Source organism: Cupriavidus phytorum, from assembly GCF_003254285.1.
Classification (GTDB): Bacteria; Pseudomonadota; Gammaproteobacteria; order Burkholderiales; family Burkholderiaceae; genus Cupriavidus; species Cupriavidus phytorum.
Genome location: NZ_QKZN01000005.1, coordinates 25275 through 50662, shown reverse-complemented (window position 1 = coordinate 50662; position 25388 = coordinate 25275). Strand labels below are relative to the sequence as shown.

26 protein-coding genes and 1 tRNA gene are annotated in these 25388 nt (G+C 66.2%); 7 read left to right on the top strand and 20 right to left on the bottom strand.

The window, feature by feature from the left end; translation table 11 throughout:
* Nucleotides 1-6: 6 nt before the first annotated feature.
* The 13 genes from nuoF to C7416_RS14345 all read right to left on the bottom strand — a co-directional run bounded on the left by nuoF (nt 7) and on the right by C7416_RS14345 (nt 11843).
* Nucleotides 7-1302, bottom strand: a complete 1296-nt coding sequence (nuoF, locus tag C7416_RS14405; protein ID WP_092314050.1) for an NADH-quinone oxidoreductase subunit NuoF — start codon at nt 1300-1302, stop codon at nt 7-9.
* A 1-nt stretch (nt 1303) separates the two neighbouring features.
* A complete protein-coding gene (gene nuoE / locus C7416_RS14400; RefSeq protein ID WP_010809128.1) occupies nt 1304-1801 on the bottom strand; it encodes an NADH-quinone oxidoreductase subunit NuoE in 498 nt (165 codons plus the stop codon).
* A 184-nt stretch (nt 1802-1985) separates the two neighbouring features.
* The gene (locus C7416_RS14395) at nt 1986-3239 is read right to left on the bottom strand and encodes an NADH-quinone oxidoreductase subunit D (RefSeq protein ID WP_111519563.1); all 1254 of its coding nucleotides are present in this window, start codon (nt 3237-3239) and stop codon (nt 1986-1988) included.
* Between the two features lie 9 nt (nt 3240-3248).
* Nucleotides 3249-3848: an NADH-quinone oxidoreductase subunit C gene (locus C7416_RS14390; RefSeq protein WP_111519562.1), complete on the bottom strand. Its 600-nt coding sequence runs from the start codon at nt 3846-3848 to the stop codon at nt 3249-3251.
* A gap of 1 nt (nt 3849) precedes the next feature.
* Nucleotides 3850-4332 carry a NuoB/complex I 20 kDa subunit family protein gene (locus C7416_RS14385; RefSeq protein ID WP_011297145.1) on the bottom strand — a complete coding sequence of 161 codons (483 nt, stop codon included), beginning with the start codon at nt 4330-4332 and terminating at the stop codon, nt 3850-3852.
* A gap of 6 nt (nt 4333-4338) precedes the next feature.
* Complete coding sequence (locus C7416_RS14380; RefSeq protein ID WP_010809131.1) at nt 4339-4698, bottom strand: NADH-quinone oxidoreductase subunit A; 360 nt, start codon at nt 4696-4698, stop codon at nt 4339-4341.
* Nucleotides 4699-4864: 166 nt separating this feature from the next.
* Nucleotides 4865-4949: transfer RNA gene (locus C7416_RS14375), tRNA-Leu, on the bottom strand.
* A gap of 188 nt (nt 4950-5137) precedes the next feature.
* Nucleotides 5138-5512, bottom strand: coding sequence for a preprotein translocase subunit SecG (gene secG / locus C7416_RS14370; RefSeq protein ID WP_111519561.1), 375 nt, complete (start codon nt 5510-5512; stop codon nt 5138-5140).
* A gap of 51 nt (nt 5513-5563) precedes the next feature.
* Complete coding sequence (gene tpiA, locus C7416_RS14365) at nt 5564-6307, bottom strand: triose-phosphate isomerase (RefSeq protein WP_111519560.1); 744 nt, start codon at nt 6305-6307, stop codon at nt 5564-5566.
* 81 nt (nt 6308-6388) lie between these two features.
* The gene (locus C7416_RS14360; protein ID WP_111519559.1) at nt 6389-7393 is read right to left on the bottom strand and encodes an NAD(P)H-quinone oxidoreductase; all 1005 of its coding nucleotides are present in this window, start codon (nt 7391-7393) and stop codon (nt 6389-6391) included.
* A gap of 153 nt (nt 7394-7546) precedes the next feature.
* On the bottom strand, nt 7547-9718 hold the full coding sequence (gene pnp, locus C7416_RS14355) for a polyribonucleotide nucleotidyltransferase (protein ID WP_111519558.1): 2172 nt from the start codon (nt 9716-9718) through the stop codon (nt 7547-7549).
* A gap of 438 nt (nt 9719-10156) precedes the next feature.
* Nucleotides 10157-10426 carry a 30S ribosomal protein S15 gene (gene rpsO, locus C7416_RS14350; protein ID WP_010809136.1) on the bottom strand — a complete coding sequence of 90 codons (270 nt, stop codon included), beginning with the start codon at nt 10424-10426 and terminating at the stop codon, nt 10157-10159.
* A 160-nt stretch (nt 10427-10586) separates the two neighbouring features.
* Nucleotides 10587-11843, bottom strand: a complete 1257-nt coding sequence (locus C7416_RS14345) for a branched-chain amino acid ABC transporter substrate-binding protein (RefSeq protein WP_111519557.1) — start codon at nt 11841-11843, stop codon at nt 10587-10589.
* Between the two features lie 206 nt (nt 11844-12049).
* On the opposite strand from C7416_RS14345, the gene C7416_RS14340 reads away from it, so the two are divergent.
* The gene (locus tag C7416_RS14340) at nt 12050-12580 is read left to right on the top strand and encodes a hypothetical protein (RefSeq protein WP_111519556.1); all 531 of its coding nucleotides are present in this window, start codon (nt 12050-12052) and stop codon (nt 12578-12580) included.
* 102 nt (nt 12581-12682) lie between these two features.
* On the opposite strand, the gene C7416_RS14335 is transcribed toward C7416_RS14340, so the two are convergent.
* From C7416_RS14335 to C7416_RS14305, 7 genes are all read right to left on the bottom strand, one after another.
* Nucleotides 12683-14224 carry a 2-isopropylmalate synthase gene (locus C7416_RS14335; protein ID WP_111519555.1) on the bottom strand — a complete coding sequence of 514 codons (1542 nt, stop codon included), beginning with the start codon at nt 14222-14224 and terminating at the stop codon, nt 12683-12685.
* A gap of 328 nt (nt 14225-14552) precedes the next feature.
* Nucleotides 14553-15056, bottom strand: coding sequence for a peptidoglycan-binding protein LysM (gene lysM, locus C7416_RS14330; RefSeq protein ID WP_111519554.1), 504 nt, complete (start codon nt 15054-15056; stop codon nt 14553-14555).
* Between the two features lie 118 nt (nt 15057-15174).
* Nucleotides 15175-16056: a CDP-diacylglycerol--serine O-phosphatidyltransferase gene (gene pssA, locus C7416_RS14325; protein ID WP_111519553.1), complete on the bottom strand. Its 882-nt coding sequence runs from the start codon at nt 16054-16056 to the stop codon at nt 15175-15177.
* Nucleotides 16057-16081: 25 nt separating this feature from the next.
* Nucleotides 16082-16732, bottom strand: coding sequence for a phosphatidylserine decarboxylase (locus tag C7416_RS14320; RefSeq protein ID WP_111519552.1), 651 nt, complete (start codon nt 16730-16732; stop codon nt 16082-16084).
* Between the two features lie 248 nt (nt 16733-16980).
* Entirely contained in the window at nt 16981-17997 is a 1017-nt protein-coding gene (gene ilvC, locus C7416_RS14315) for a ketol-acid reductoisomerase (RefSeq protein WP_012352318.1), read from the bottom strand.
* Between the two features lie 121 nt (nt 17998-18118).
* Nucleotides 18119-18610: an acetolactate synthase small subunit gene (gene ilvN / locus C7416_RS14310; RefSeq protein WP_012352317.1), complete on the bottom strand. Its 492-nt coding sequence runs from the start codon at nt 18608-18610 to the stop codon at nt 18119-18121.
* On the bottom strand, nt 18610-20373 hold the full coding sequence (locus tag C7416_RS14305) for an acetolactate synthase 3 catalytic subunit (protein WP_111519551.1): 1764 nt from the start codon (nt 20371-20373) through the stop codon (nt 18610-18612). Before C7416_RS14305 ends, ilvN begins: the two co-directional genes overlap by 1 nt.
* A 377-nt stretch (nt 20374-20750) precedes the next feature.
* Between C7416_RS14305 and C7416_RS14300 the strand changes: the two genes are divergently transcribed.
* The 6 genes from C7416_RS14300 to C7416_RS14275 all read left to right on the top strand — a co-directional run bounded on the left by C7416_RS14300 (nt 20751) and on the right by C7416_RS14275 (nt 25326).
* Nucleotides 20751-21320, top strand: a complete 570-nt coding sequence (locus C7416_RS14300; protein WP_111519550.1) for an RNA polymerase sigma factor — start codon at nt 20751-20753, stop codon at nt 21318-21320.
* Nucleotides 21317-21748, top strand: a complete 432-nt coding sequence (locus tag C7416_RS14295) for a DUF3619 family protein (protein WP_111519549.1) — start codon at nt 21317-21319, stop codon at nt 21746-21748. Before C7416_RS14300 ends, C7416_RS14295 begins: the two co-directional genes overlap by 4 nt.
* Before the next feature lies 1 nt (nt 21749).
* A complete protein-coding gene (locus C7416_RS14290) occupies nt 21750-22577 on the top strand; it encodes a DUF3106 domain-containing protein (protein ID WP_111519548.1) in 828 nt (275 codons plus the stop codon).
* Between the two features lie 119 nt (nt 22578-22696).
* Complete coding sequence (locus C7416_RS14285) at nt 22697-23230, top strand: RDD family protein (RefSeq protein WP_111519886.1); 534 nt, start codon at nt 22697-22699, stop codon at nt 23228-23230.
* Nucleotides 23227-24207, top strand: a complete 981-nt coding sequence (locus C7416_RS14280) for an esterase/lipase family protein (RefSeq protein ID WP_111519547.1) — start codon at nt 23227-23229, stop codon at nt 24205-24207. Before C7416_RS14285 ends, C7416_RS14280 begins: the two co-directional genes overlap by 4 nt.
* A gap of 141 nt (nt 24208-24348) precedes the next feature.
* Nucleotides 24349-25326 (top strand): UDP-2,3-diacylglucosamine diphosphatase, encoded by a 978-nt coding sequence (locus C7416_RS14275; RefSeq protein WP_111519546.1) that lies wholly within the window; start codon nt 24349-24351, stop codon nt 25324-25326.
* Nucleotides 25327-25388 lie beyond the last annotated feature (62 nt).

Genomic DNA, 25388 nt, shown 5'->3' with positions numbered 1-25388 from the left:
CCACGCTTAGATGTAGGCCGGAACCATGCACTGCTTGTGTTCGACGTGATATTCGAACTCTTTCCAGTAGTGCTTGAGCATGCCGCGTACCGGCATCGCCGCGGCATCGCCGAGCGCGCAGATGGTGCGGCCCATGATGTTTTCCGCGACGTTGTTGAGCAGGTCCAGGTCTTCCTGGCGCCCTTCTCCGTGTTCGATGCGATTGACCATGCGGTACAGCCAGCCGGTGCCTTCGCGGCACGGCGTGCACTGCCCGCACGATTCCTCAAAATAGAAGTACGACAGGCGCAGCAGCGAGCGGACCATGCAGCGCGTCTCGTCCATCACGATCACCGCGCCCGAGCCCAGCATCGAGCCGGCCTTGGCGATGGAGTCGTAGTCCATGTCGGACGCCATCATCAGGTCGCCCGGCACCACCGGCGCCGACGAACCGCCCGGGATCACCGCCTTGATGCGCTTGCCGCCGCGCATGCCGCCGGCCAGTTCCAGCAGCTTGGCGAAGGGCGTGCCCAGCGGGATCTCGTAGTTGCCGGGACGCTCGACGTCGCCCGAGACCGAGAAGATCTTGGTGCCGCCGTTGTTCGGCTTGCCCAGCTTCAGGTAGTTCTCGGGGCCGACCGCCAGCAGGAACGGCACCGCGGCGAAGGTCTCGGTGTTGTTGATGGTGGTCGGCTTGCCGTACAGGCCGAAGCTGGCCGGGAACGGCGGCTTGAAGCGCGGCTGGCCCTTCTTGCCTTCCAGCGATTCCAGCAGCGCGGTTTCCTCGCCGCAGATGTAGGCGCCATAGCCGTGGTGGGCGTGCAGCTGGAAGCTGAAGCCCGAGCCCAGGATGTTGTCGCCCAGGAAGCCCGCAGCACGCGCTTCTTCGAGGGCTTCCTCGAAGATCTTGTACTCGTTCCAGATCTCGCCGTGGATGTAGTTGTAACCCACCGTGATGCCCATCGCATACGCGCCGATGGCCATGCCCTCGATCAGCGAATGCGGGTTGTAGCGGATGATGTCGCGGTCCTTGAACGTGCCGGGCTCGCCTTCATCGGTATTGCACACCAGGTATTTCTGACCCGGGAAGGTGCGCGGCATGAAGCTCCACTTCAGGCCGGTCGGGAAGCCCGCGCCGCCGCGGCCGCGCAGGCCCGAGGCCTTGACGTCGGCGATCACCTGCTCGGGCGGGATCTTCTCGGTCAGGATGCGCTTCAGTTGCTGGTAGCCGCCACGCTTGACGTAGTCTTCCAGGTGCCAATTCTTGCCGTCCAGGCCGGCCAGGATCAGCGGCTGGATATGGCGGTCGTGCAGACTGGTCATGTTACTTGCCCCCCTTGGCGGCTTCAGCCTTCAGCTCGTCGACAAGCGCGTCGAGCTTGTCGTCGCTCATGAAGCTGCACATGCGGGTGTTGTTGACGATCATCACCGGCGCGTCGCCGCAAGCGCCCATGCACTCACCCTCTTTCAGGGTAAAGCAGCCATCAGCGGTGGTCTCGTTGTAATCGATCCCGAGCTTGCGCTTCAGGTACTCGCCAGCCCGCTCGCCGCCGGACAAGGCGCACGGCAGGTTGGTGCAGACGGCGAGCTTGAATTTGCCCACCGGCTTGGTGTCGTACATGTTGTAGAAGGTCGCCACCTCTTCCACCCACACGGGCGGCATCTCGAGGTAGCTGGCGACGAACTGCATGACTTCGGGGGAAACCCAGCCCACCTCGCCCTGTGCCACGGCAAGCGCCGCCATCACGGCCGACTGCTTCTGGTCGGCCGGATACTTCGCGATCGCGCGATCGATTTCCTTGAGAGCTTCTGCTGATAGCATGGTCATTGCAGTAAAACGGCGGAGGCAGCGCCACTGGGCGTCTCTCCGCAGGTTTGCAGCCGTCGCTGCCGTTCCGCCGGCGGGCCTGAGGCCGTGCCGGTCCGCCGCGGGTCTTCCGGGCCGCTCCGCACAGCAGAGCCCCTCGGAAAGCGCCCGGATCGTCGTCCGGGCCGGCGGTCCGTGATTAGCGGTCGATCTCGCCGAAGACGATGTCTTGCGTGCCGATGATCGTTACCGCGTCAGCAATCATGTGTCCCTTGGCCATTTCGTCCAGCGCGGCCAGGTGCGGGAAGCCAGGCGCACGGATCTTCAGGCGGTACGGCTTGTTCGCGCCGTCCGAGATCGCGTAGATGCCGAACTCGCCCTTCGGGTGTTCCACCGCTGCATACGCTTCGCCTTCGGGCACGTGCATGCCTTCGGTGAACAGCTTGAAGTGGTGGATCAGTTCTTCCATGTTGGACTTCATGTCCACGCGCGAGGGCGGCGCCACCTTGTGGTTATCGGTGATCACCGGCCCCGGATTGCGGCGCAGCCATTCGATGCACTGCCTGATGATGCGGTTGGACTGGCGCATCTCTTCCACGCGCACCAGGTAACGCGCGTAGCAATCGCCGCCCACGCCCACCGGGATGTCGAAGTCCAGCTTGTCGTACACCTCGTACGGCTGCTTCTTGCGCAGGTCCCACTCGATGCCCGAGCCGCGCAGCATCGGGCCGGTAAAGCCCATCTGCAGCGCGCGTTCCGGGCTGACCACGCCGATGTCCACCAAGCGCTGCTTCCAGATCCGGTTGTCGGTCAGCAGCGTCTCGTATTCGTCGACGTACTTCGGGAAGCGGTTGGTGAAGTCCTCGATGAAGTCCAGCAGCGAGCCCGAACGCGCTTCGTTCATGACCTTGATGGCACGCTCGTTGTGGATCTTCGAGGCACGATATTGCGGCATCGTGTCAGGCAGGTCGCGGTAGACGCCGCCCGGCCGATAGTAGGCCGCGTGCATGCGCGCACCCGACACCGCCTCGTACATGTCGAACAGGTCTTCGCGCTCGCGGAACGCGTACAGGAACACCGCCATCGCGCCCACGTCGAGAGCATGCGCACCGATCCACATCAGGTGGTTCATGATGCGGGTGATCTCGTCGAACATCACGCGGATGTACTGCGCGCGGATCGGTACTTCGAGACCGATCAGCCGTTCGATCGCCATCACGTAGGCGTGCTCATTGGACATCATCGACACGTAGTCGAGGCGGTCCATGTAGGGCACGCTCTGGATCCAGGACTTCTGTTCGGCCAGCTTCTCGGTGGCACGGTGCAGCAGGCCGATATGCGGGTCGGCGCGCTGGATGACTTCGCCGTCCAGCTCCAGCACCAGGCGCAGCACGCCGTGCGCGGCCGGGTGCTGCGGGCCGAAGTTCAGGGTGTAATTCTTGATGTCTGCCATGGCGCGTTCTCAGTGCTCCAAACCGCCGTACTTGTCCTCGCGGATCACGCGCGGCGTGATTTCGCGCGGCTCGATCGTGACCGGCTGGTAGATGACCCGCTTCTGTTCGGGGTCGTAGCGCATCTCGACGTAGCCGGAGACCGGGAAATCCTTGCGGAACGGATGGCCGACGAAACCGTAGTCGGTCAGGATGCGGCGCAGGTCCGGATGGCCGTCGAACACGATGCCGTAGAAATCGAAGGCTTCGCGCTCGAACCAGTTCACCGAGTTCCACACGTCGATCAGGCTGGCCACCACCGGGAAATCATCTTCCGGAGCGAACACGCGCAGGCGCAGGCGCCAGTTGTGGGTCACCGACAGCAGGTGCGAGACGGCGGCAAAGCGCGGGCCGTCCCAGGCGCCGTCGCCGTATTCGGAATAGTCCACGCCGCACAGGTCGATCAGCTGCTCGAAGCGCAGCGAGGGATCGTCGCGCAGGATGCGGGCGGCTTCCAGGTAGTCGCCGGCCTTGACGATCAGCGTCAGTTCGCCGGTCGCCTCGATCAGATTCTGCACGCGCTTGCCGAGAGCCTTCTCGAGCGCGGCCTTCAGGGTGTCGAGCTTCGCCATTTCAGCCCTTGCGCGCGATGGTGTTGGTACGCTTGATCTTGTTCTGCAGCTGGATCACGCCGTAGATCAGCGCTTCGGCCGTCGGCGGGCAGCCCGGCACGTAGATATCCACCGGCACGATGCGGTCGCAACCACGCACCACCGAGTACGAATAGTGGTAGTAGCCGCCGCCGTTGGCGCACGAGCCCATCGAGATCACCCAGCGCGGCTCCGCCATCTGGTCGTAGACCTTGCGCAGCGCGGGGGCCATCTTGTTGCACAGCGTGCCGGCCACGATCATCACGTCCGACTGGCGCGGCGACGGGCGGAACACCACGCCGAAGCGGTCCAGGTCATAGCGCGCGGCGCCGGCATGCATCATTTCCACGGCACAGCAGGCCAGGCCGAAGGTCATCGGCCACAGCGACCCGGTGCGGGTCCAATTGATCAGCTTGTCAGCGGTAGTCGTGACAAAGCCTTCGTTGAGAACGCCTTCGATTGCCATTTCACATCACTCCCAATCGAGCGCGCCCTTTTTCCAGATGTAGACGAAGCCCACGATGAATTCCAGCAGAAACACGCCCATGGCGATGAAACCCGGCCAGCCGATATCCCTCAGGGCAACACCCCAGGGAAACAGGAAGGCGGTTTCGAGATCGAACAGGATAAACAGGATGGCGATGAGGTAGTAGCGCACGTCGAACTTCATGCGCGCGTCCTCGAACGCTTCGAAGCCGCACTCGTAAGGAGACAGCTTCGCGGGATCGGGCTTGTTCGGACCGAGGATCCGACCGATCGACATCAGTGCCACGCCAAGCACGACACCGAAGATGATGAAGATGAGAACGGGGAAGTAGGCTTCGAGATTCAAGGTACGGCCAGCCTTATCTGGAATGTTGTCAACAGCACCAGCTGAAGCGGCGTCCTGTTGCCCACCCCAGGCGCTAAGCCATGAGAATCACGGCGCGCCGCCTTGCGGACTGCCGGAGCCCCACGCTCGGGTGCATTGCCCGGCCAGGGACTCCGATCAAGTTGTTTGGTGCCGACGGCGAGACTCGAACTCGCACAGCTTTCGCCACTACCCCCTCAAGATAGCGTGTCTACCAATTTCACCACGTCGGCTGGGGGAGAAACAATATTGCCTGGCGCCGGGTTTTTCAGGCCCTTCAGGTCCGTTACAAAGGCTTTCGTCTTTGCGCGGAACCCATCGCTGGGGAATCGTTTCAAGCCTTGCATTCTAACCCAAATTTCTTGCTTTGTTCAACGCACAACTGCAAAAAAACTCAGGAATCCGCCGCAAGGCAATCGGATTATTTCGGTACAGCAGGAGCCGCGGGCGCAGAAGCGTCTGCAGCAGCAGCCGGGGCTGCGGCCGGGGCCGATGCACCTGCCGTGGCGGGCGCCGAGGCCGGGGCGGCGCCCATCACACCCAGCGACGCAGCGGGCTTGTAGTTGCCCAGCAACGTCAGCGCCAGCGTGCAGACGAAGAACAGCGTGGCCAGCACGGCGGTGGTGCGCGACAGGAAGTTTGCCGAGCCGGTGGCGCCGAACAGGCTGCCGGAGGCGCCCGAGCCGAAGGCCGCGCCCACATCGGCGCCCTTGCCATGCTGGATCAGCACCAGGCCGATTACGCCCAGCGCCGACAACACCTGCAGCACCACCAACAAAGTCTTGAAGATTGCCATTTGATTTAAATAAGCTTACTTGCCTGATCGGTCGATCGGAACGGCCGGCATTCAGGCGTTGCCGATCGCGAGAAAATCTTCCGACTTGAGCGAGGCGCCGCCGATCAGCCCCCCGTCGATATCGGTCATCGAAAACAGTTCGGCCGCATTGTCCGGCTTGACGCTGCCGCCGTACAAGATTGCCATGCGCTGGGCCACGCCCGCATCGCGCGCGGCGACCTGGGCGCGCAGGAAGGCATGCACCGCCTGCGCCTGCGCGCTGGTGGCAGTCTTGCCGGTACCGATGGCCCACACCGGCTCATAGGCCAGCACCACGCGGCCCAGCTGTTCCACCGTCAGCGCTTCCAGCACCGCCTGCAGCTGCCGGCCGACCACGGCCTCGGTCTCGCCCGCCTCGCGCTGGGCCAGGGTCTCGCCCACGCACACCACCGGGACGATGCCGAACTCGAGCGCCCGCAGCGCCTTGGCCGCGACGGCCTGGTCGGTCTCGCCATGGTAGGTGCGACGCTCGGAGTGGCCGACCAGCACGTAGGTGCAGCCGAACTCGCCCAGCATCGATGCCGCCACTTCGCCGGTGAAGGCTCCGCGCGCCTCCGCCGACACGTCTTGTGCACCCCAGGCCACCTTGGAGCCGTTCAGCAGCGCCTGGCATTGTGCAAGATAGGGGAACGGCGCGCAGACCGCCAGCGTCGCGCCGGTCACACCAGCGCCAGCCTGGATGGCTTCCAGCAGTGCCGCGTTGGCAGCCAGGCTGCCGTGCATCTTCCAATTGCCGATGACGAGCTTTTGTCTCACGAGGTGCCCCTCCCAAATCAAACCCGCTATTGTAGCGTGTGGCAGGGGCAAGGCGCTATGCCCGCCGGTATGCCCGCCGATTTACCAGGTCAGCACGATCTTGCCGATATGCTCGCTCGACTCCATCAGCCGGTGCGCGTCGGCCGCCTGCGCGGCCGGGAACACCTGGTGGATCACCGGCTTGATCTTGCCGGCCGCCAACAGCGGCCACACCTGCTCGTGCAGCGCCGCGGCGATCTTGCCCTTGAACGATGCCGGGCGCGGACGCAGCGTCGAGCCGGTCACGGTGATGCGCCGGCGCAGGATGTCGCCCAGTGGGATCTCGGCCTTGGCACCGCCCAGCAGCGCGATGATGACGATGCGGCCATCATCGGCGATGCATTTGAGCTCGCGCGCGAGGTACGGGCCGGCGACCATGTCGAGGATCACGTCGACGCCCTTGCCGCCGGTCAGCGCAGCGACTTCGGCAACGAAGTCCTGGGTCTTGTAGTTGATGGCGCGATCGGCGCCCAGGTCTTCGCAGGCCTTGCACTTTTCGTCGGTGCCGGCGGTAACGAACACCTTGAAGCCCAGCGCCTTGGCGATCTGGATCGCGGTGGTGCCGATGCCGCTGGAGCCGCCCTGGATCAGCAGGGTTTCGTCCTTGCCACGCGGACCCTGGCCCAGGTAGCCGCGATCGAACACATTGCTCCACACCGTGAAGAACGTCTCCGGCAGCGCCGCGGCCTCGATATCGCTCAGGCCTTGCGGCGCGGGCAGGACCTGCGCCAGCGGCGCGGTGCACAGCTGCGCATAGCCGCCGCCCTGCACCAGCGCGCAGACGCGGTCACCCACCTTCAGGCCGAAGCGGTTGTCGGCATGGCCGAGGTCGCCGCCCACCACCACGCCGGCCACTTCCAGCCCGGGCAGGTCGGACGCGCCCGGCGGCACCGGGTAGTTGCCGGTACGCTGGAACACGTCGGGACGGTTGACGCCGGCGGCAGCCACGCGGATCAGGACTTCGCCCGCGCCCGGCACCGGGTCGGGACGCTCGGTCAGCTGGAGGACGTCCGGGGCACCGTATTCGCGGATCTCGATGGCTTGCATGCTTGCTGCTCCTTGTCTTCTGTCGGGTCGGTGTGAGCTTGCGCTCGATAGGGTTGCCGGCAGTGTAAACAAAAAAACGGCTGGACATGGTCCAGCCGTTTTCTGGTGGCGCCTCCGTCCCGGAGGCGCCGGCGGGCAAGACTGCCCGCGGTATTACTGCTGTTCCGAACCACCGGCCGGCGCTGCCGGCGCGGCGCTCTCGCCGGCGTTGATCGGGCTGATGCTGCCGCCCTCTTCCGCCAGCGCGGCCTTCAGCGACAGGCGCAGGCGACCCTTCTCGTCGGCCTGGATCAGCTTGACGCGGACCTGCTGGCCTTCCTTCAGCCAGTCCTTGATGTCCTTGACACGCTCGTTGACGATTTCCGAGATGTGCAGCAGGCCGTCCTTGCCGGGCAGGATGTTGACGATGGCGCCGAAGTCCAGCAGCTTCAGCACGGTACCGGCGTAGATCTTGCCAACTTCTGCTTCCGCGGTGATGCCCTCGATGCGGCGCTTGGCTTCGGCCATCCCTTCGGTCGAGGTCGAGGCGATGGTGATGGTGCCGTCTTCCTGGATGTCGATGGTGGTGCCGGTTTCCTTGGTCAGCGCCTGGATGGTCGAGCCGCCCTTACCGATCACTTCGCGGATCTTGTCCGGATGGATCTTCATGGTGATCATGCGCGGGGCGTGCGCCGACAGCTCGGTGCGGGCGTGGCCCATCGCTTCCTGCATGTTCGACAGGATGTGCAGGCGGCCTTCCTTGGCCTGCGCCAGCGCGACCTGCATGATCTCCTTGGTGATGCCCTGGACCTTGATGTCCATCTGCAGCGCGGTGATGCCGTTGTCGGTACCCGCCACCTTGAAGTCCATGTCGCCCAGGTGATCTTCATCGCCCAGGATGTCGGTCAGCACCGCGAACTTGTTGCCTTCCAGGATCAGGCCCATGGCCACGCCGGCGACGTGCGCCTTGACCGGAACGCCGGCATCCATCAGCGCCAGGCAGCCGCCGCACACCGAAGCCATCGACGACGAGCCGTTGGATTCGGTGATTTCCGAAACCAGGCGGATGGTGTAGGCGAACTCATCGTCCTTCGGCAGCACCGGGATCAGTGCGCGCTTGGCCAGGCGGCCATGGCCGATTTCGCGGCGCTTCGGGCTGCCCACGCGGCCGGTCTCACCGGTGGCGAACGGGGGCATGTTGTAGTGGAGCATGAAGCGGTCGCGGTATTCGCCGGCCAGCGCGTCGATGATCTGCTCGTCGCTCTTGGTGCCCAGCGTGGCCACCACCAGTGCCTGGGTCTCGCCGCGGGTGAACAGCGCCGAGCCGTGCGCGCGCGGCAGCACCGACGAACGGATCTCGATCGGACGCACGGTGCGGGTGTCGCGGCCGTCGATGCGCGGCTCGCCGTTCAGGATCTGGCCGCGCACGATCTTCGCTTCCAGGTCGAACATGATGTTGCCGACTTCCACCTTGTCGGCTTCGACGCCGGCCTCGGCCAGCGCGGCGGCCACGTTGGCCGACACTTCCTTCAGCTTCTGGCTGCGCGCCGACTTCTGGCGCAGCTGATAGGCTTCCTGCAGCAGCGGCAGCGCGACTTCGGTGACCTTGGCGATCAGCGGCTCGTTCTTGGCCGCCGGGGCCCAGTCCCACTCCGGCTTGCCGCCTTCGCGCACCAGTTCATGGATGGCGTTGATGGCGGTCTGCATCTGCTCGTGACCATAGACCACGGCGCCCAGCATCACGTCTTCGGACAGCTGGTTGGCTTCCGATTCCACCATCAGCACGGCGCGCTCGGTACCGGCCACGATCAGGTCCAGGTCCGAGGTGGCGAGCTGCGAGCGGGTCGGGTTCAGCAGGTACTGGCCGTCCTTGTAGCCCACGCGCGCGGCGCCCACCGGGCCGCTGAACGGGATGCCCGACACGGCCAGCGCGGCCGACGCGCCGATCAGCGCGGGGATGTCGGCGGGCACATCCGGGTTCAGCGACACCACGTGCACCACCACTTGCACTTCGTTGTAGAAGCCTTCCGGGAACAGCGGGCGCAGCGGACGATCGATCAGGCGCGAAGTCAGGGTCTCGTTTTCCGACGGACGGCCTTCGCGCTTGAAGAAGCCGCCGGGGATCTTGCCGGCGGCGTAGGTCTTCTCGATGTAGTCGACGGTCAGCGGGAAGAAGTCCTGGCCCGGCTTCGGGTTCTTGGCGGCGACCACGGTCGCCAGCACCACGGTGTCTTCCACATCGACCAGCACGGCACCGCCGGCCTGGCGGGCGATTTCGCCGGTTTCCATGCGGACCTTGTGCTGGCCCCACTGGAATTCCTTGACGACCTTGTTGAACATGGACATATGCATTCCTTGACTTGCGTGCTGACCGCGCGATCTACGCAATGACACGCGCGCGGCCGGCGACGCCTGCGTTCTCAGCCGCAGGCAAACTGCCGGGTTGCCGGTCGCGGTCGCAGGGAAGTGCTATGCCATTCCAGCGCGGCACCGGCGCAGCCGATGCCGTGCTGGAATGACACAAAGCCCTGTTTCCTTGCCCGATCCGGGTGTTGGATAAAAAGAACAACTTACTCCGTTGCGCGGCTTGCCGCAACGGCGCCCGCACCATCGACATGGCCGGACGGCGTGAAGCGAAAATCACTCCATTACAGCCTGCTCCCTGGCGGCACGGAATCGCCCCGCCAGAAATGCAAAATGCCTGCCCAGCAGTGCTGAAGCAGGCATCGAGGCCTCACGCGAAACCGTGCAAACCCTGGAATCGCGCTGCCATCGGACGCAACCTTACTTGCGCAGGCCCAGCTTTTCGATCAGGGCGCGGTAACGGTCGGCATCGTTGGACTTGAGGTAGTCCAGCAGGCGGCGACGGCGGCTCACCATGCGCAGCAGGCCGCGGCGGCTGTGGTGGTCCTTCATGTTGGCCTTGAAGTGCGGGGTCAGTTCGTTGATGCGGGTGGTCAGCAGGGCCACTTGCACTTCGGGGCTGCCAGTGTCGTTGGCGCCACGGGCGAACTGCTTGATGACTTCGGACTTGTTGATATCGGCGACTGCCATGATGATTTCCTTTCACTTGCGAACGCTACAGCGCGGGATGCGCCGCATGCGTCGTGCCATGTAATTGACTGGCTGTTGCCGCCACCGGACCGGGGCCAGGTAACGACAGCCGCGGATTATAGCCCAAAAGCCGGTGCAGGAGTACCCGGCGCCCCGCCGCTCACGGACGTTCCATCCTGCAGGTGGTCGGCAGCGTGGTTTGCGCCGCCTTGAGCTTGCGCACGGTGCGGAAGCCATAGCCCGAGCCCTCGTTGTCGAAGCGCACGGCGCCGCCCTGGCGCTCCATCACCGACACGTACAGCGGCTGCAGCACCTGGTGGTCGTCGGCCCGCACCGTGGCTTCGTGGAAATCGTTGACGTAGCGCATGTGCTCGAGCGCGCGCGCCACCTTGACCGCGTCGGTGGAGCCGGCCTGCGTGATCGCGCGCGCCAGCATCTCGACCATCATCTGCATGCGCAGGTGGACGTAGTCGTCCTTGGGCTCTGGATAACGCGCGCGGAATTCCTGGTAGAACGCATCGGACGCTGCCCCACCCACATTGGGATGCCACTCGGCCACGGCCAGCACGCGCCCGACCCCGGCATCGCCCATCGCCGCCGGCGCGCCCAGGCCATTGCCGTAGAAGGTATAGAACTTGGCCCGCAGCCCGCCCTCGCGCGCGGCCTTGACCATCAGCGTCAGGTCGTTACCCCAGTTGCCGGTGATGACCGCATCGGCCCCGCTGGCCTTGATCTTGGCGATATACGGCGCGAAGTCCTTGATCTTGCCGATCGGGTGGAACTCGTCGCCGACGATCTGGATATCGGGCCGGCGCGCCGCCAGCATCTCGCGCGCCGAGCGCGCCACCTGGTGGCCGAAGCTGTAGTCCTGGTCGATCAGGTACACGCGGCGCACCGCCTGGTCCTGGCGGATGACCTCGGTCAGCGCCTGCATGCGCATGTCGGCGCTGGCATCGAAGCGGAAATGCCAGAAGCTGCAGTTCTCGTTGGTCAGGCTGGGATCGACCGCCGAGTAGTTCAGGAACAGCACGCGCGCGTCGGGCTGGCGCGCGTTATGGCGGTTGATGGCCGCCACCAGCGCCCCCGCCACCGCCGAGCTGTTGCCCTGCAAGACAAAGGGGATGCGCTTGTCGGTCAGCGCGCGCAGCTGGATCAGGCTTTCATCGACATTGCCCTTGCTGTCGAAGGTGACCAGCTCGAGCGGCCGCACACCCTCTGCGGTCTTGACGCCGCCGCGCGCGTTGATGCGCTCGATCGCCAGGCGCAGGTTGCGCGCCACCGCTTCGCCGGCATTGGCGAACGGGCCGGACAGGCCGTCGATCATGCCCAGCCGGATCGGCTCCTGCGCCGAGGCGCCCGCCGCTGCCGCCAGCAACAACCCGCCCAGCCATCCCCGCCACCGCGCCGCAACCGTCATTCGTCTCTCCTGGAAAGCGCTGGATGGTACGGCAGCGCCCCGCTGCGGGCAAATACCGGTGCGAACCGCATCGGCACCGCCAGTTCCATGGAGAACCGGCCGCGTTATCGGCAGATCCGCACAAAAGCAGCGCCGAACGCACACACTGGCCGCCGCCGGACTACACTGGCGGTATCCACACCCCATACATCGATTGAGGTCCAGCCATGAATTCCGTCATCGCCAAGGGCGCGTGCCGTCTCGTGCTGGCGCTGGGCGTCGCCATGCTGTCCGCCTGCGCCACGCTGATGCCGGAGCAGGAAGGGACGCGGCTGGTGGGCCAGCCCCAGGCCGCGGTGCAGGCCATGTTCGGGCCGCCCACCGATGTGTTCCCGCTGCGCGAGGGCACCACGCGCTGGATCTACTCGAAGCAGCCGATGGGCCAGTATGCCTATGGCGCCGACTTCGACCGCAACGGCAACCTGACCGCGTTCCGCAACATGCTGTCGACGCCGGAGCTGTACAAGGCGCAGGTCAACACCTGGACCAGGCGCGACGTGGCCGAGCACTTCGGCATGACGCGGCTGCCGGTCAGCTACTACCCGCGCATGCGCAACGAGGTCTGGTCCTACCGCTTCCGCCACGAAGACGTATGGCCGTCGCTGTTCCACTTCTATTTCGACGATGCCGGCGTGCTGCGCCGGACCCAGATCACGCCCGACCCGCTCTACGATCCCGACGAGCGGCGCCTGTTCTGACTGCGCCCATGAAAAAGCCCGCCATCCCCGGGTCGGGAATGGCGGGCCTGGTCCGTACGTTCGGGCCGGGTAGGCCTTCCGCCGTCAGCGCAGGGGCCTGGATCAGATCTGCGGGTTGATCTTCTGCACGGCCTTGTCGTGCAGCTTGTTCAGCGCGGCCAGGTAGGCCTTGGCCGAGGCCGCGACGATATCCGGGTCGGTACCCACGCCGTTGACGATGCGGCCGGCCTTGGACAGGCGCACGGTCACTTCGCCCTGGGCCTCGGTGCCGCCGGTAATGGCGTTCACCGAATACAGCACCATCTCGGCGCCGCTGGCCACGCGCGACTCGATCGCATGCAGGGTGGCGTCGACCGGGCCGTTGCCCTCGCCTTCGCCGCTCTGCTCCTGGCCGTCCATGCTGAACACCACGCGCGCATGCGGACGCTCGCCGGTCTCGGAGCGCTGCGACAGCGAGATGAAGCGGAAGTGTTCGTTGGCGTCGTGCTGGGCCTCGTTCGAGACGATGGCGACGATGTCCTCGTCGAAGATCTCGGCCTTCTGGTCGGCCAGCTCCTTGAAGCGCGTGAAGGCGGCGTTGACCTCGCTCTCGCTGTCGAGCTCGATGCCCAGCTCCTGCAGGCGCTGCTTGAAGGCATTGCGGCCCGACAGCTTGCCCAGCACGATCTTGTTGGCGGTCCAGCCCACGTCTTCGGCGCGCATGATCTCGTAGGTGTCGCGCGCCTTGAGCACGCCGTCCTGGTGGATGCCCGAGGCATGCGCGAAGGCGTTGGCGCCGACCACGGCCTTGTTCGGCTGCACCGCGAAGCCGGTGATCTGCGACACCAGCTTGGACGCCGGCACGATCTGCGTGGTGTCGATGCCGAGGTCGAGGTTGAAGTAGTCGCGACGCGTCTTCACCGCCATCACCACTTCTTCCAGGCTGGTGTTGCCGGCGCGCTCGCCGAGGCCGTTGATGGTGCATTCGATCTGGCGCGCACCGGCCATCTTGACCGCCGCCAGCGAGTTGGCCACGGCCATGCCGAGGTCGTTATGGCAGTGCACCGACCACACCGCCTTGTCCGAGTTGGGAATGCGCTCGCGCACCGAGCGGATCAGCTCGGCATAGCCTTCCGGCACGGCGTAGCCTACCGTATCGGGCAGGTTGATGGTGGTCGCACCCTCGGCGATCACGCCTTCGAGCACGCGGCACAGGAAGTCCATGTCCGAGCGGCTGCCGTCTTCCGGCGAGAACTCGATGTCGTCGGTGAACTGGCGCGCAAAGCGCACCGCCAGGCGCGCCTGCTGGTAGACCTCGTCCGGCGTCATGCGCAGCTTCTTCTCCATGTGCAGCGCGGAGGTGGCGATGAAGGTGTGGATGCGGAACGAGTTGGCCGGCTTGAGCGCCTCGGCCGCGCGGGCAATGTCCTTGTCGTTGGCGCGGGCCAGCGAGCAGATGGTGGAGTCCTTGACCACCTGCGCGATCGAGCGGATCGCCTCGAAGTCGCCGTTGGAGCTTGCGGCGAAACCGGCCTCGATCACATCGACCTTCAGGCGTTCCAGCTGGCGCGCGATGCGGATCTTTTCCTCGCGCGTCATCGAGGCGCCGGGCGATTGCTCGCCGTCACGCAAGGTGGTGTCGAAAATGATGAGTTTGTCAGACATGGTGTGGAGCTCCTGATTGCTTGTCGTGTGCTGTCCCCGGCATGCTGCGTCCGGGGATTTACCGCCTGTTCCGCGCTCCACGGCTGTGGAATGCAAAACGCCCCGGCGTGCATGGAGCAGGCCGGGGCGTTGGAAAATTCCTTGCGGATTCCGCGCTAAGGGGTAAGTCCGTCCTTAGCGCGCGCGCGTCCCGACCTGATGGCCTAGTAGGCCACCTAGGGTGGTGCGGGCGATTAGGACTTGGCGCGAAATCATGGCTGCGACTATAGCCGACTTGGCGCGCACGCGCAACACAGGGTTTTGCCGCACGCGCCGCCTGCGGTGGTGCTCAGCCCTTGGGCGGGATGCGCAGCTTCTGGCCCGGGTAGATCTTGTCCGGGTGGCTCAGCATGGGCTTGTTGGCCTCGAAGATCTTGTTGTACTCGGCGCCGTTGCCGTAGGCGGCCTGCGCGATCGCCCACAGCGTGTCGCCCTTGACCACGGTGTGCCAGCCCGATTCCGCGGACTCGACGTTGACCGACATCTTGTCCTCGACCTTGTCGACGCCCTCGACATTGCCGGCGCACAGGATGATCTTCTCGCGCGTGGCCTGGTCGGGTGCCACGCCGAACACGGTGACGAGTCCCTGCGAGCCGTCGACCTGCACCATCAGCCCGGTCGCGTCCAGCCCCATCTTCCTGATATACGCCTCGATCGCGTCGCCCGCGGCGCGATTGGCGGCATCGACCTTCTCCGCCGATGCATCCGCCGCGGCCGCTGCCTGCGCGGCCTTGGCCTCGCCGGTGCCGAACAGCTTTTCTCCCGCTTCCTTGATGAAGTCGAACATGCCCATGACATCCTCCTGACGGTGGGTGGAAAACACTGCAGAGTGCCACGCCCCGATGGCCGTGGCATGAAAACAATTGTGAATCCCGCAATGCATGAAGGGCGCCTGAGCGCCCTTCTGCGATTTATTCCCGCGGCTTCTTCTCGATCGCCGGCTTGCCATGCATGGCCCGCCAGGCCCACAGCACATAGCCCGAGATCGCGTAGGCCACGAACAGCCCGAACAGCGCCACCGGCGGATCGGTCGAGACCACCACGAACAGCACCAGGACCAGCACCATCATGCCGAACGGCACGCGGTAGCGCACGTCGAGCGCCTTGCCGCTGTAGAACGGCGCGTTGGACACCATCGACAGCCCCGCGTACAGCGTGATGCCGAACGCCACCCACGGCATCCACAGCTCCTTGACCGGCAGCTTGTTGTCGATCACCAGCCACACGAAGCCGGCCACCAGCGCGGCAGCGGCCGGGCTCGGCAGGCCCTGGAAGAAGCGCTTGTCGACGACGCCGATATTGGCGTTGAAGCGCGCCAGCCGCAGTGCCGCGCAGGTGCAGTAGACGAAGGCGGCGATCCAGCCCCACTTGCCCAGGTCATGCAGGATCCATTCATACATCACCAGCGCCGGCGCGACGCCGAACGAGGTCATGTCCGAGAGCGAGTCATACTGCTCGCCGAACGCGCTCTGCGTATTGGTGATGCGGGCCACGCGCCCGTCCATGCCATCGAGCACCATGGCCGCGAAGATGGCGATGGCGGCGGCGTCGAAGCGCATGTTCATCGCCTGCACGATGGCGAAGAAGCCGGCGAACAGCGCCGCCGTGGTGAAGGCGTTGGGCAGCAGGTAGATGCCGCGCCGCCGCGGCCGCTGGTAGACGATGTCGTGGTCGTCGACAGCTTCGTCGTCGAAGTCGTCGTCGGCGCCGCGCAGCTGGTTGTGGCGGAACGGCCGCAGGTGGGTCACGTTGCCGCTGCCGCTGCGCTTGTTACGTCGATGGAAGGCAACCATCACTGTGCTCCGGTCAGGCCGCCGCTCACTGCACGTCGAGTTCGGCGAGGATGGTCGACGAGGCCGACACCTTCTCGCCGATGGTCACGCGCGGGCGTGCGTCGAGCGGCAGGTACACGTCGACGCGCGAGCCGAAGCGGATAAAGCCGTAGCGCTGGCCGCGCGAGAGGTTGTCGCCGGGCTTGGTGTAGCACAGGATGCGGCGCGCCACCAGGCCCGCCACCTGCACCAGCGTCACCAGCTGACCATCGGCCGCGCGCCGGATCAGCACCGCGTTGCGTTCGTTCTCGGTCGAGGCCTTGTCCAGGTCGGCATTGACGAACTTGCCGGGAAAGTATTCGACCTTCTCCACCGCGCCGTCGACCGAGACACGGTTCGAGTGCACGTTGAAGACGTTCATGAAGACGCTGATCTTCAGCGCCTCGCGCTTGGCGTACGGGTCCATGGTCTTCTCGACCACGACGATGCGGCCGTCGGCCGGGGCCAGCACGGCATTGGGCTGCGACGGGATCGGACGCGGCGGGTCGCGGAAGAACTGCAGCACGAACACCGTGATGATCCACAGCGGCAGCGCCCACCAGAAGCCCGCGCTGGCATGCACCAGCAGCGAGATGACAAAGGCGCCGGCCAGGAACGGCCAGCCTTCACGGGCGATCAGCGGATGAGGATAGTTCATGCAGTACGTGTTTCGGTGGATACAGGCCAGGGCAAGGCGGCCTGGCCGCGGCACGCACGTGCCGCGCGCCCTGCCGGCCGCCGCGGGGAGCAGCATCCGGCACGCCTTGCCCGAAAAGTTCGACAAGGATAACAAAAAGCCGTTCAGGTCCCGGCAATCCCCTTCCGATGATAGAAGGGCAAGGCACGGAACGCTGAACGGCTTCGACCCGCCGCCGTGCGGCGCGGGCCATCAGGCAGCGCTACCGGTCAGTTCTTCGACTGGTCGACCATCTTGTTCTTGGCGATCCACGGCATCATCGCGCGCAGCTTCTCGCCCACCACTTCGATTTCGTGCTCGGCGTTCAGGCGGCGGCGCGAGATCAGCGTCGGGGCGCCGGCCTTGTTCTCGAGCAGGAAGCTCTTGGCGTATTCGCCGGTCTGGATGTCCTTCAGGCACTGCTTCATCGCCTTCTTGGTCTCCTCGGTCACCACGCGCGGACCGGTGACGTATTCACCATATTCGGCGTTATTGGAGATCGAGTAGTTCATGTTGGCGATGCCGCCTTCGTAGATCAGGTCGACGATCAGCTTCAGTTCGTGCAGGCACTCGAAGTAGGCCATTTCCGGCGCGTAGCCGGCTTCCACCAGGGTCTCGAAGCCGGCCTTGATCAGCTCGACGGTACCGCCGCACAGCACGGCCTGCTCGCCGAACAGGTCGGTCTCGGTTTCTTCGCGGAAGTTGGTCTCGATGATGCCGGCACGGCCGCCGCCGTTGGCGGTGGCGTACGACAGCGCGATGTCACGGGCGGCGCCGGACTTGTTCTGGTGCACGGCGATCAGGTGCGGCACGCCGCCACCTTGGGTGTAGGTGGCGCGCACGGTGTGGCCCGGGGCCTTCGGCGCGATCATGATCACGTCCAGGTCGGCGCGCGGGATCACCGCACCGTAGTGCACGTTGAAGCCGTGGGCGAAGGCCAGCGCGGCGCCTTCCTTGATGTTGGCGTGCACTTCGTTCTTGTACACGTCGGCGATCTGCTCGTCCGGCAGCAGGATCATGACCACGTCGGCGTTCTTGACGGCCTCGGCCACTTCCTTGACCTGCAGGCCGGCGTTGACGGCCTTGTTCCACGACGCGCCGCTCTTGCGCAGGCCGACGGTCACGTTGACGCCCGAATCCTTCAGGTTCAGCGCGTGGGCATGGCCCTGCGAGCCGTAGCCGATGATGGTGACGTTCTTGCCCTTGATCAGGGAGAGGTCGGCGTCCTTGTCGTAAAACACTTTCATGATGATTCCTTCAATCTCTGTCTTTTGTATGAGAGGAGCGGCATCCTCGCGCGCATCGTGTGCGCACGGATCGCGCCGCCCCGGGGATACTGCGTGAAGCCGTTGGGTGAGCCGGGGCCGGTCAGACCTTCAGGATGCGCTCGCCGCGGCCGATGCCCGAGCCGCCGGTGCGGACGGTCTCGAGGATGGCGGTACGGTCGATCGCGTCCAGGAACGCATCGAGCTTGACGCCGTTGCCGGTCAGCTCGATGGTGTAGGTCTTCTCGGTAACATCGATGATGCGGCCGCGGAAGATGTCGGCGGTGCGCTTCATTTCCTCGCGCTCCTTGCCGACCGCGCGCACCTTGACGAGCATCAGCTCGCGTTCGATGTGCGCGCCTTCGGTCAGGTCCACCACCTTGACCACTTCCACCAGGCGGTTCAGGTGCTTGGTGATCTGCTCGATCACGTCATCCGAACCGGTGGTGACGATGGTCATGCGCGACAGCGAGGAATCCTCGGTCGGCGCCACGGTCAGCGTCTCGATGTTGTAGCCGCGGGCCGAGAACAGGCCCACCACGCGCGACAGCGCACCGGCTTCGTTTTCCAGCAGGACCGAAATGATGTGTCGCATTACAGGTCCTCCGCGCCGAGCAGCATTTCGGAAATGCCCTTGCCTGCCTGGACCATCGGCCAGACGTTTTCGGTGGGATCGGTCTGGAAGTCCAGGAACACGGTACGGTCCTTCAGGCGGAACGCCTCGCGCAGCGCGGGCTCGACGTCCGAGCTCTTCTCGACGCGCATGCCGACGTGGCCATAGGCCTCGGCCAGCTTGACGAAATCAGGCAGCGCATCCATGTAGGAATGCGAGTAGCGGTTGTCGTACTCGATCTCCTGCCACTGGCGCACCATGCCGAGGTAGCCGTTGTTGAGCGAGCAGATCTTCACCGGGGTGTCGTACTGCAGGCAGGTCGACAGCTCCTGGATGCACATCTGGATCGAGCCCTCGCCGGTGATGGTGACGACTTCCTTCTCGGGGAAGGCCTTCTTGATGCCCATCGCGTACGGCAGACCCACGCCCATCGTGCCCAGGCCGCCGGAGTTGATCCAGCGGCGCGGCTCGTTGAACTTGTAGAACTGCGCAGCCCACATCTGGTGCTGGCCGACGTCGGAGCAGATGAAGGCGTCGCCGTGGGTCAGTTCCCAGATCTTTTCCACCACGTACTGCGGCTTGATGATCTCGGAGCTGCGGTCGTACTTCAGGCAATCGACCGAGCGCCATTGCTCGATCTGCTCCCACCACCTGGCCAGCGCCTCGCGCTTGGGCTTGACGTCGCTGGCCTTGATCTGGGCGATCAGTTCCTGCAGCACGTCCTTGACGTTGCCGACGATGGGGATATCGACCTTGACGCGCTTGGAAATCGACGACGGATCGATGTCGATATGGATGATCTTGCGCGCCTGCGAGGTGAAGTGCGACGGGTTGCCGATCACGCGGTCGTCGAAGCGGGCACCGATGGCGATCAGCACGTCGCAGTTCTGCATGGCCATGTTGGCTTCATACGTGCCGTGCATGCCGAGCATGCCGACGAACTGCTTGTGGGTGCCGGGGAACGCGCCCAGGCCCATCAGCGTGTTGGTCACCGGGTGGCCGGTCAGCGCCGCCAGCTGGCGCAGCTCGTCGCTGGCATTGGCCAGCACCACGCCGCCGCCGCTGTAGATGTACGGGCGCTCGGCGTTCTGCAGCAGCGCCACCGCCTTGCGGATCTGGCCCGAGTGGCCCTTGTTGACCGGGTTGTACGAGCGCATGTCGATCGACTTGGGGTACTCGTACTTGCAGGCATTGCGCGAGACATCCTTGGGGATGTCCACCACCACCGGGCCGGGACGGCCGGTCGAGGCAATGAAGAACGCCTTCTTGATGGTCGCGGCGAGGTCGCGCACGTCCTTCACCAGGAAGTTGTGCTTGACGATCGGACGGGTGATGCCGACGGTGTCGCACTCCTGGAAGGCGTCCTGGCCGATGGCGTGGGTCGGCACGTTGCCGGTGATCACCACCATCGGGATCGAGTCGAGGTACGCGGTGGCGATGCCGGTGACGGCATTGGTCACGCCGGGACCGGAGGTCACCAGGGCGACGCCCACCTTGCCGGTCGCGCGTGCGTAGCCGTCCGCGGCATGGACCGCGGCCTGCTCGTGGCGCACCAGGATGTGCTCGAACTTGGTTTGCTTGTGGAGCTCGTCGTAGATATACAGCACTGCGCCGCCGGGATAGCCCCAGACGTACTCGACGCCTTCTTCGGCAAGTGCGTGAACGAGAATTTCCGCCCCGATCATTTCGGGTGCGGCAGATGAATTGCTGTCGGCGTGGGAGAATTCCGCGCTGGGCATGTTCATTTCAGTCCTTTGCAATTTTCGGCAAAAAATTGTTTGGATGCTCTCTGCCGAACTTGTGGCTCGGGTTCAAGCGGTGCGCGTCTGCATGGAAGACCGCCTCATAAGCGGCCGGATGAGACAACCACTGATGTCGTGTGAACTGTCGATGATACTGCAATGCACCAGCGCGGTCTACGGTTGTTTACGCCGCCGGCATCGGCAAGTTCCCCGGATTTGCAAAAACTTTTGCGCAGCGCCATGTATGTCCAGCCATACAAAACGGTACAGCGCGGCCAAATTTTGCTAGCATCCCAGCACCTTGGGGCGCCGCGCGCCCTCGGCAGCACATTCACCAGAACCGGGCCCGGGTCCCGGCGCAACAAGCCCCAACCGCCTGAATGGCCACCGACCAGGAACTGTCCGCCTTTCTTGCCAGCGTCGAGCGGCGCGCCTTCAAGCAGGCCGTGTTTGCCGTCCGCGACGACGAGGCCGCGCTCGACATCGTCCAGGACGCCATGATCAAGCTGGCCGAAAAATATGGCGACAAGAGCGCCGCGGAACTCGCGCCGCTGTTCCAGCGCATCCTGCAGAACACCATCCATGACTGGTTCCGGCGCCAGAAGGTGCGCAATACCTGGGTTTCGCTGTTTTCCAGCCTGCGCGACGACCGCGACGGCGGCGACGACAGCGACCTGCTGGAGACGCTCGAGTCGCAGGCCGGCTCGGAATCGGCCGAAAGCAGCGCCGACAAGGTCGAGCGCGCCCAGGTCATGCACATCATCGAGCAGGAGATCCAGCGCCTGCCCACGCGTCAACGCCAGGCATTCTTAATGCGTTACTGGGAAGATATGGACGTCGCCGAAACCGCGGCCGTGATGGGCTGTTCCGAAGGCAGCGTCAAGACGCACTGTTCCCGTGCCACGCACACACTTGCGCAGGCGCTGCGCGCACGGGGGGTCCGACTATGAGCAGAAACGACAAAGAAATCCGCGAGCGCCGGTTTGCGCATGAGGTTCGCGCGGCACTCGACGCCGGCGCCGACGCCTTGCCGGCCGACATTTCCGAACGGCTCGCCGCGGCGCGCCGGATGGCGGTCGCCCGCAAGAAGGCCGAGGCGCCCGTGCTGGTGCCGCAGCTTGCCATGCCGGGCGCGCACGCGCCGCTGTTCGAAGACGACGCCTCGCCGCTGCACCGCGCCGGCGCCTGGCTGCGCCGGCTGGGCCTGGTCTGGACGCTGGTCGCCCTGGGCGCCGGCCTGGTGGGCATCTACCACTGGCAGGAGCAGAAGCGCATCGAGGAGCTGGCCGATATCGACGCGGCCATGCTGCTCGACGACCTGCCGCCCACGGCCTATGCCGACGAGGGCTTCCACGTGTTCCTGAAGCACGGGCAATAGCATGGCGCCCCCGCTTCCCCGCCCCGACGCCCTGCGCCGCCGGCTGGCCGCCCTGCTGGCCGGCGCCGGCGCCGCCGCGTGCTGGGGGCTGCTTCCCGCGCCGGCACAGGCACAGGGCGCTTCCGCGGCGGTCGGGACCGCCGCCCCCCACCCGGCCCAGCCGGTCAGCGCCAAGCCCGCCTGGGCCGACCTGAGCCCGGTCAACCAGCGCATCCTGGCGCCGCTGCAGCCGCTGTGGGACAGCCTGCCGGAGCTGAACCGCCACAAGTGGCTGCGCATCGCCGCGCGCTATCCGAAATATTCGCCGGCCGAGCAGGCCCGGCTGCAGGCGCGCATGGCGGAGTGGGTCAGGATGACTCCGCAGCAACGCCGGCTGGCGCGCGAAAACTACCAGATCACCCGCTCGCTGCCGACCGAGAAGAAGGCCGAGGCCTGGGACAAGTACCAGCAGTTGCCCGAAGAGCAGAAGAAGAAGCTGGCCGCCGCCGACCACGTGCCGCGCCGCCCCGGTGCCGTCAGCGCGCTGCCCAGCGGCAAGCGCCTGCCCAGCGACACCAGCCGCCAGCTGCGCCATGAACACAAGGCGGGCGCGGGCCACGCTGCCCATCCGGCCCATCCGGCCGGTATGCCCGCCAGCGAGGGCGCGGCGCTGCCCGCCGCCCCCGCAGCCGCGGCAGCTGCCGTGGCCGCGGCGTCCGCCCCCGCCGCTGCCACTCCGATGACGCCCGCAAGCGCCGCGCTGCCCGCGGCCCCCGCGCCAGCCTCAGCGGCAGCGCAGGCGCCCACCGAAGCGACGGCGGCAGCGTCCGACGCCACCGTGCGCCAGTAATTCGCAGGCCATTTGGCATAATGGCCGTTTGAGGCCGGCCAGCGCACGCGGGCCAGCTTCGCCAGGCCCGCACCGGCATCCGCATGCCGGGCGCCGGCGCCCTGTTCAGACCGCCATCGATGCCCGCTGCCACCCTCGACCCCGTACCCCCTGCCGCGTCCGCGCCGGCCGCCCCGCCGCTGCGCCGCCGCATCGCCTGCATGCTTTATGAAGGCGTGCTGCTGTTCGGCGTGCTGAGCGCCTCGACCGCCGCCTACCTGCTGGTGCGGCCGCTGCTGCAGAAGCTGGGCGCGGACGGGCCGCTGGTGATCCAGCTGTGGAGCTTCCTCGTGATGGGGCTGTATTTCACCTGGTTCTGGCAGCGCAACGGCCAGACCCTGGCGATGCAAACCTGGCGCATGCGCGTCGAGAACGCCGCCGGGTTGCCGCCGCGCTGGCCGCAGGCGGCGCTGCGCTACGTGCTGGCCTGGCTCTGGCTGCCGCCATCGGCCGCCGTCGGGCACATGCTCGGGCTGGTCAAGGGCCCGTTCGTCGGCGTGCTGTGCGCCGGCCTGCTGGTCTGGATCCTGCTGGCCTGGCTCGACCCGCGCCGCCAGTTCCTGCACGACCGCCTGGCCGGCACGCGCCTGACCGACCTGCGCACCCGGCCATGAGCCTGGGCGCCGCCGGCATCCGCCGCGTCGCGGTGGCCGCGCAGGCGGCCGCAGCGGTCGGCATTGCCGCGGCGCTGGTACGGACGGCGGCATGGCCGTGGCCGGGCGCGCTCGCCGCCGGCGCGGGGCTGATCCTGGGCGGCTTCGCCGCCGGCATTGGCATCGCCTTCGCGCTGAGCGGGCGCGGCCTGTGGGTCGCACGCGGCGACCACCCGCCCGCGCCGCCCGCCGAACTTGCCGCCACGCGCAGGCCGCTGCGGCCAGCGGAAGCGTTGCGCTGCTACGCAACCGAATGCCTGGCGGTGCTGCGCATGTTCGACTGGCTGCAGCCCTTCCGCGCCCGTGCACCGTTTGCGCCGGCCGACCCTGCACGGCCCGGCCGCGATGCCCCGCCGGTGCTGCTGGTCCATGGCTATGCCTGCGGCCAGGCGATCTGGCTCGACATGCAGCCGGCGTTGGCCGCCGCCGGCTACCGCTGCCACGGGATCGACCTGGAACCCGTGTTCGGCGACATCGACGACTACGCGCGCGCGCTGCTGGACGCGATGCGGCGCATCCGCGCCGACAGCGGGCGCGCGCCGCTGCTGCTCTGCCACAGCATGGGCGGGTTGGCCGCGCGCGCCGCGCTGCAGCTGGCCGGCGACGAGGACCTCTGCGCCGGCATCGTGACGCTGGGCAGCCCGCACCACGGCAGCGCGCTGGCGCGCTTTGGCGGCGGTCACAATGCGCGCCAGATGAGCTGCGGCAGCCCCTGGCTGCGCGCGCTGGCGGCCGCCGAAACGCCGCGGCTGCGCGCGCGCATGATCTCGATCTTCAGCTGGCACGATTCGATCGCGGGCCCGCCCTGCACCGGCTGGCTCGACGGCGCCGGCCATATCCCGCTGTCCGGCATCGGCCATGTGTCGCTGCTGCGCCATCCCGCCGCGGTGCGTGCGGCACTCGACGCACTGGCCGAACTGTCAGCGCGCGGCCGCTGAGCCGGACGCCGAGCCGGTTGCGAGTCCGCCCATGCAGCGGCTGTCCCGCGGCCGCAACGATTCACATGTCAGTCATGTTTTCGTCACCGTCGCGTCATTGCCGGCTGGCTGAATGCAGCCATCGCCGCAACCGGGACTGGCATGGTGCAAGCAATCCGATCTGCCCGCGGGTATCTGTCGAAGGCCTCGCAACTGGCGCCATGGCTGCGCCGCAGCGCTGACAGCGGCCCCGCCGCACCGGTGACCGCCTTCATGGCGCCGGCACTCGATGGCGCCGCGCTGGCGCCGCCGCGCGAAACGCAGGAAACCTATCCCCCCGAGCCGCACCCGATCCAGCGCTACCGCGCGATCTGGCTGTCTGACATCCACCTGGGCACGCCCGGCTGCCAGGCCGACTACCTGCTGGATTTCCTCAAGCACAACGAATCCGACCAGCTCTACCTGGTCGGCGACATCATCGACGGCTGGCAGCTGCGCCGCGGCTGGTATTGGCCGCAAAGCCACAACGACGTGGTGCAGAAGCTGCTGCGCAAGGCGCGCAAGGGCACCGAGGTGATCTATGTGCCCGGCAACCACGACGAAGCCGCGCGCCAGTTCGACGGCATGGCCTTCGGCGACATCACCGTGCGCGAAGAGGCGATCCACGTCACCGCCAGCGGACGCCGCCTGTGGGTGGTGCACGGCGACCTGTTCGACGGCGTGGTGCAGCACGCGCGCTGGCTGGCCTACCTAGGCGATTCGCTCTACACCATGATCCTGGCGCTCAACCGGCACTTCAACCGGCTGCGCGCGCGCCTGGGCTTTCCGTACTGGTCGCTGTCGCAGTACCTGAAGCACCAGGTCAAGAACGCGGTCAACTACATCGGCGCGTTCGAGAGCGCGATGGTCGACGAGGCGCGCCGCCGCGGCTGCGACGGCGTGGTCTGCGGCCATATCCACAAGGCCGAGATCCGCGAGGTCAATGGCCAGCTCTACTGCAACGACGGCGACTGGGTCGAAAGCCTGTCGGCGCTGGTCGAAACCCTGGAAGGCGAACTGAAGATCGTCTACTGGACCACGCTGCTCGACGCGCCCGCGCCCGCCATGCGCCGCCGGCGCCGCGCCGCCGTGGCCGGCTGAGCCGCGCCGGTCGCGCTTATATCGCATGGCTCCATCCGACCGGCGCCATCCGCATTGCCCTT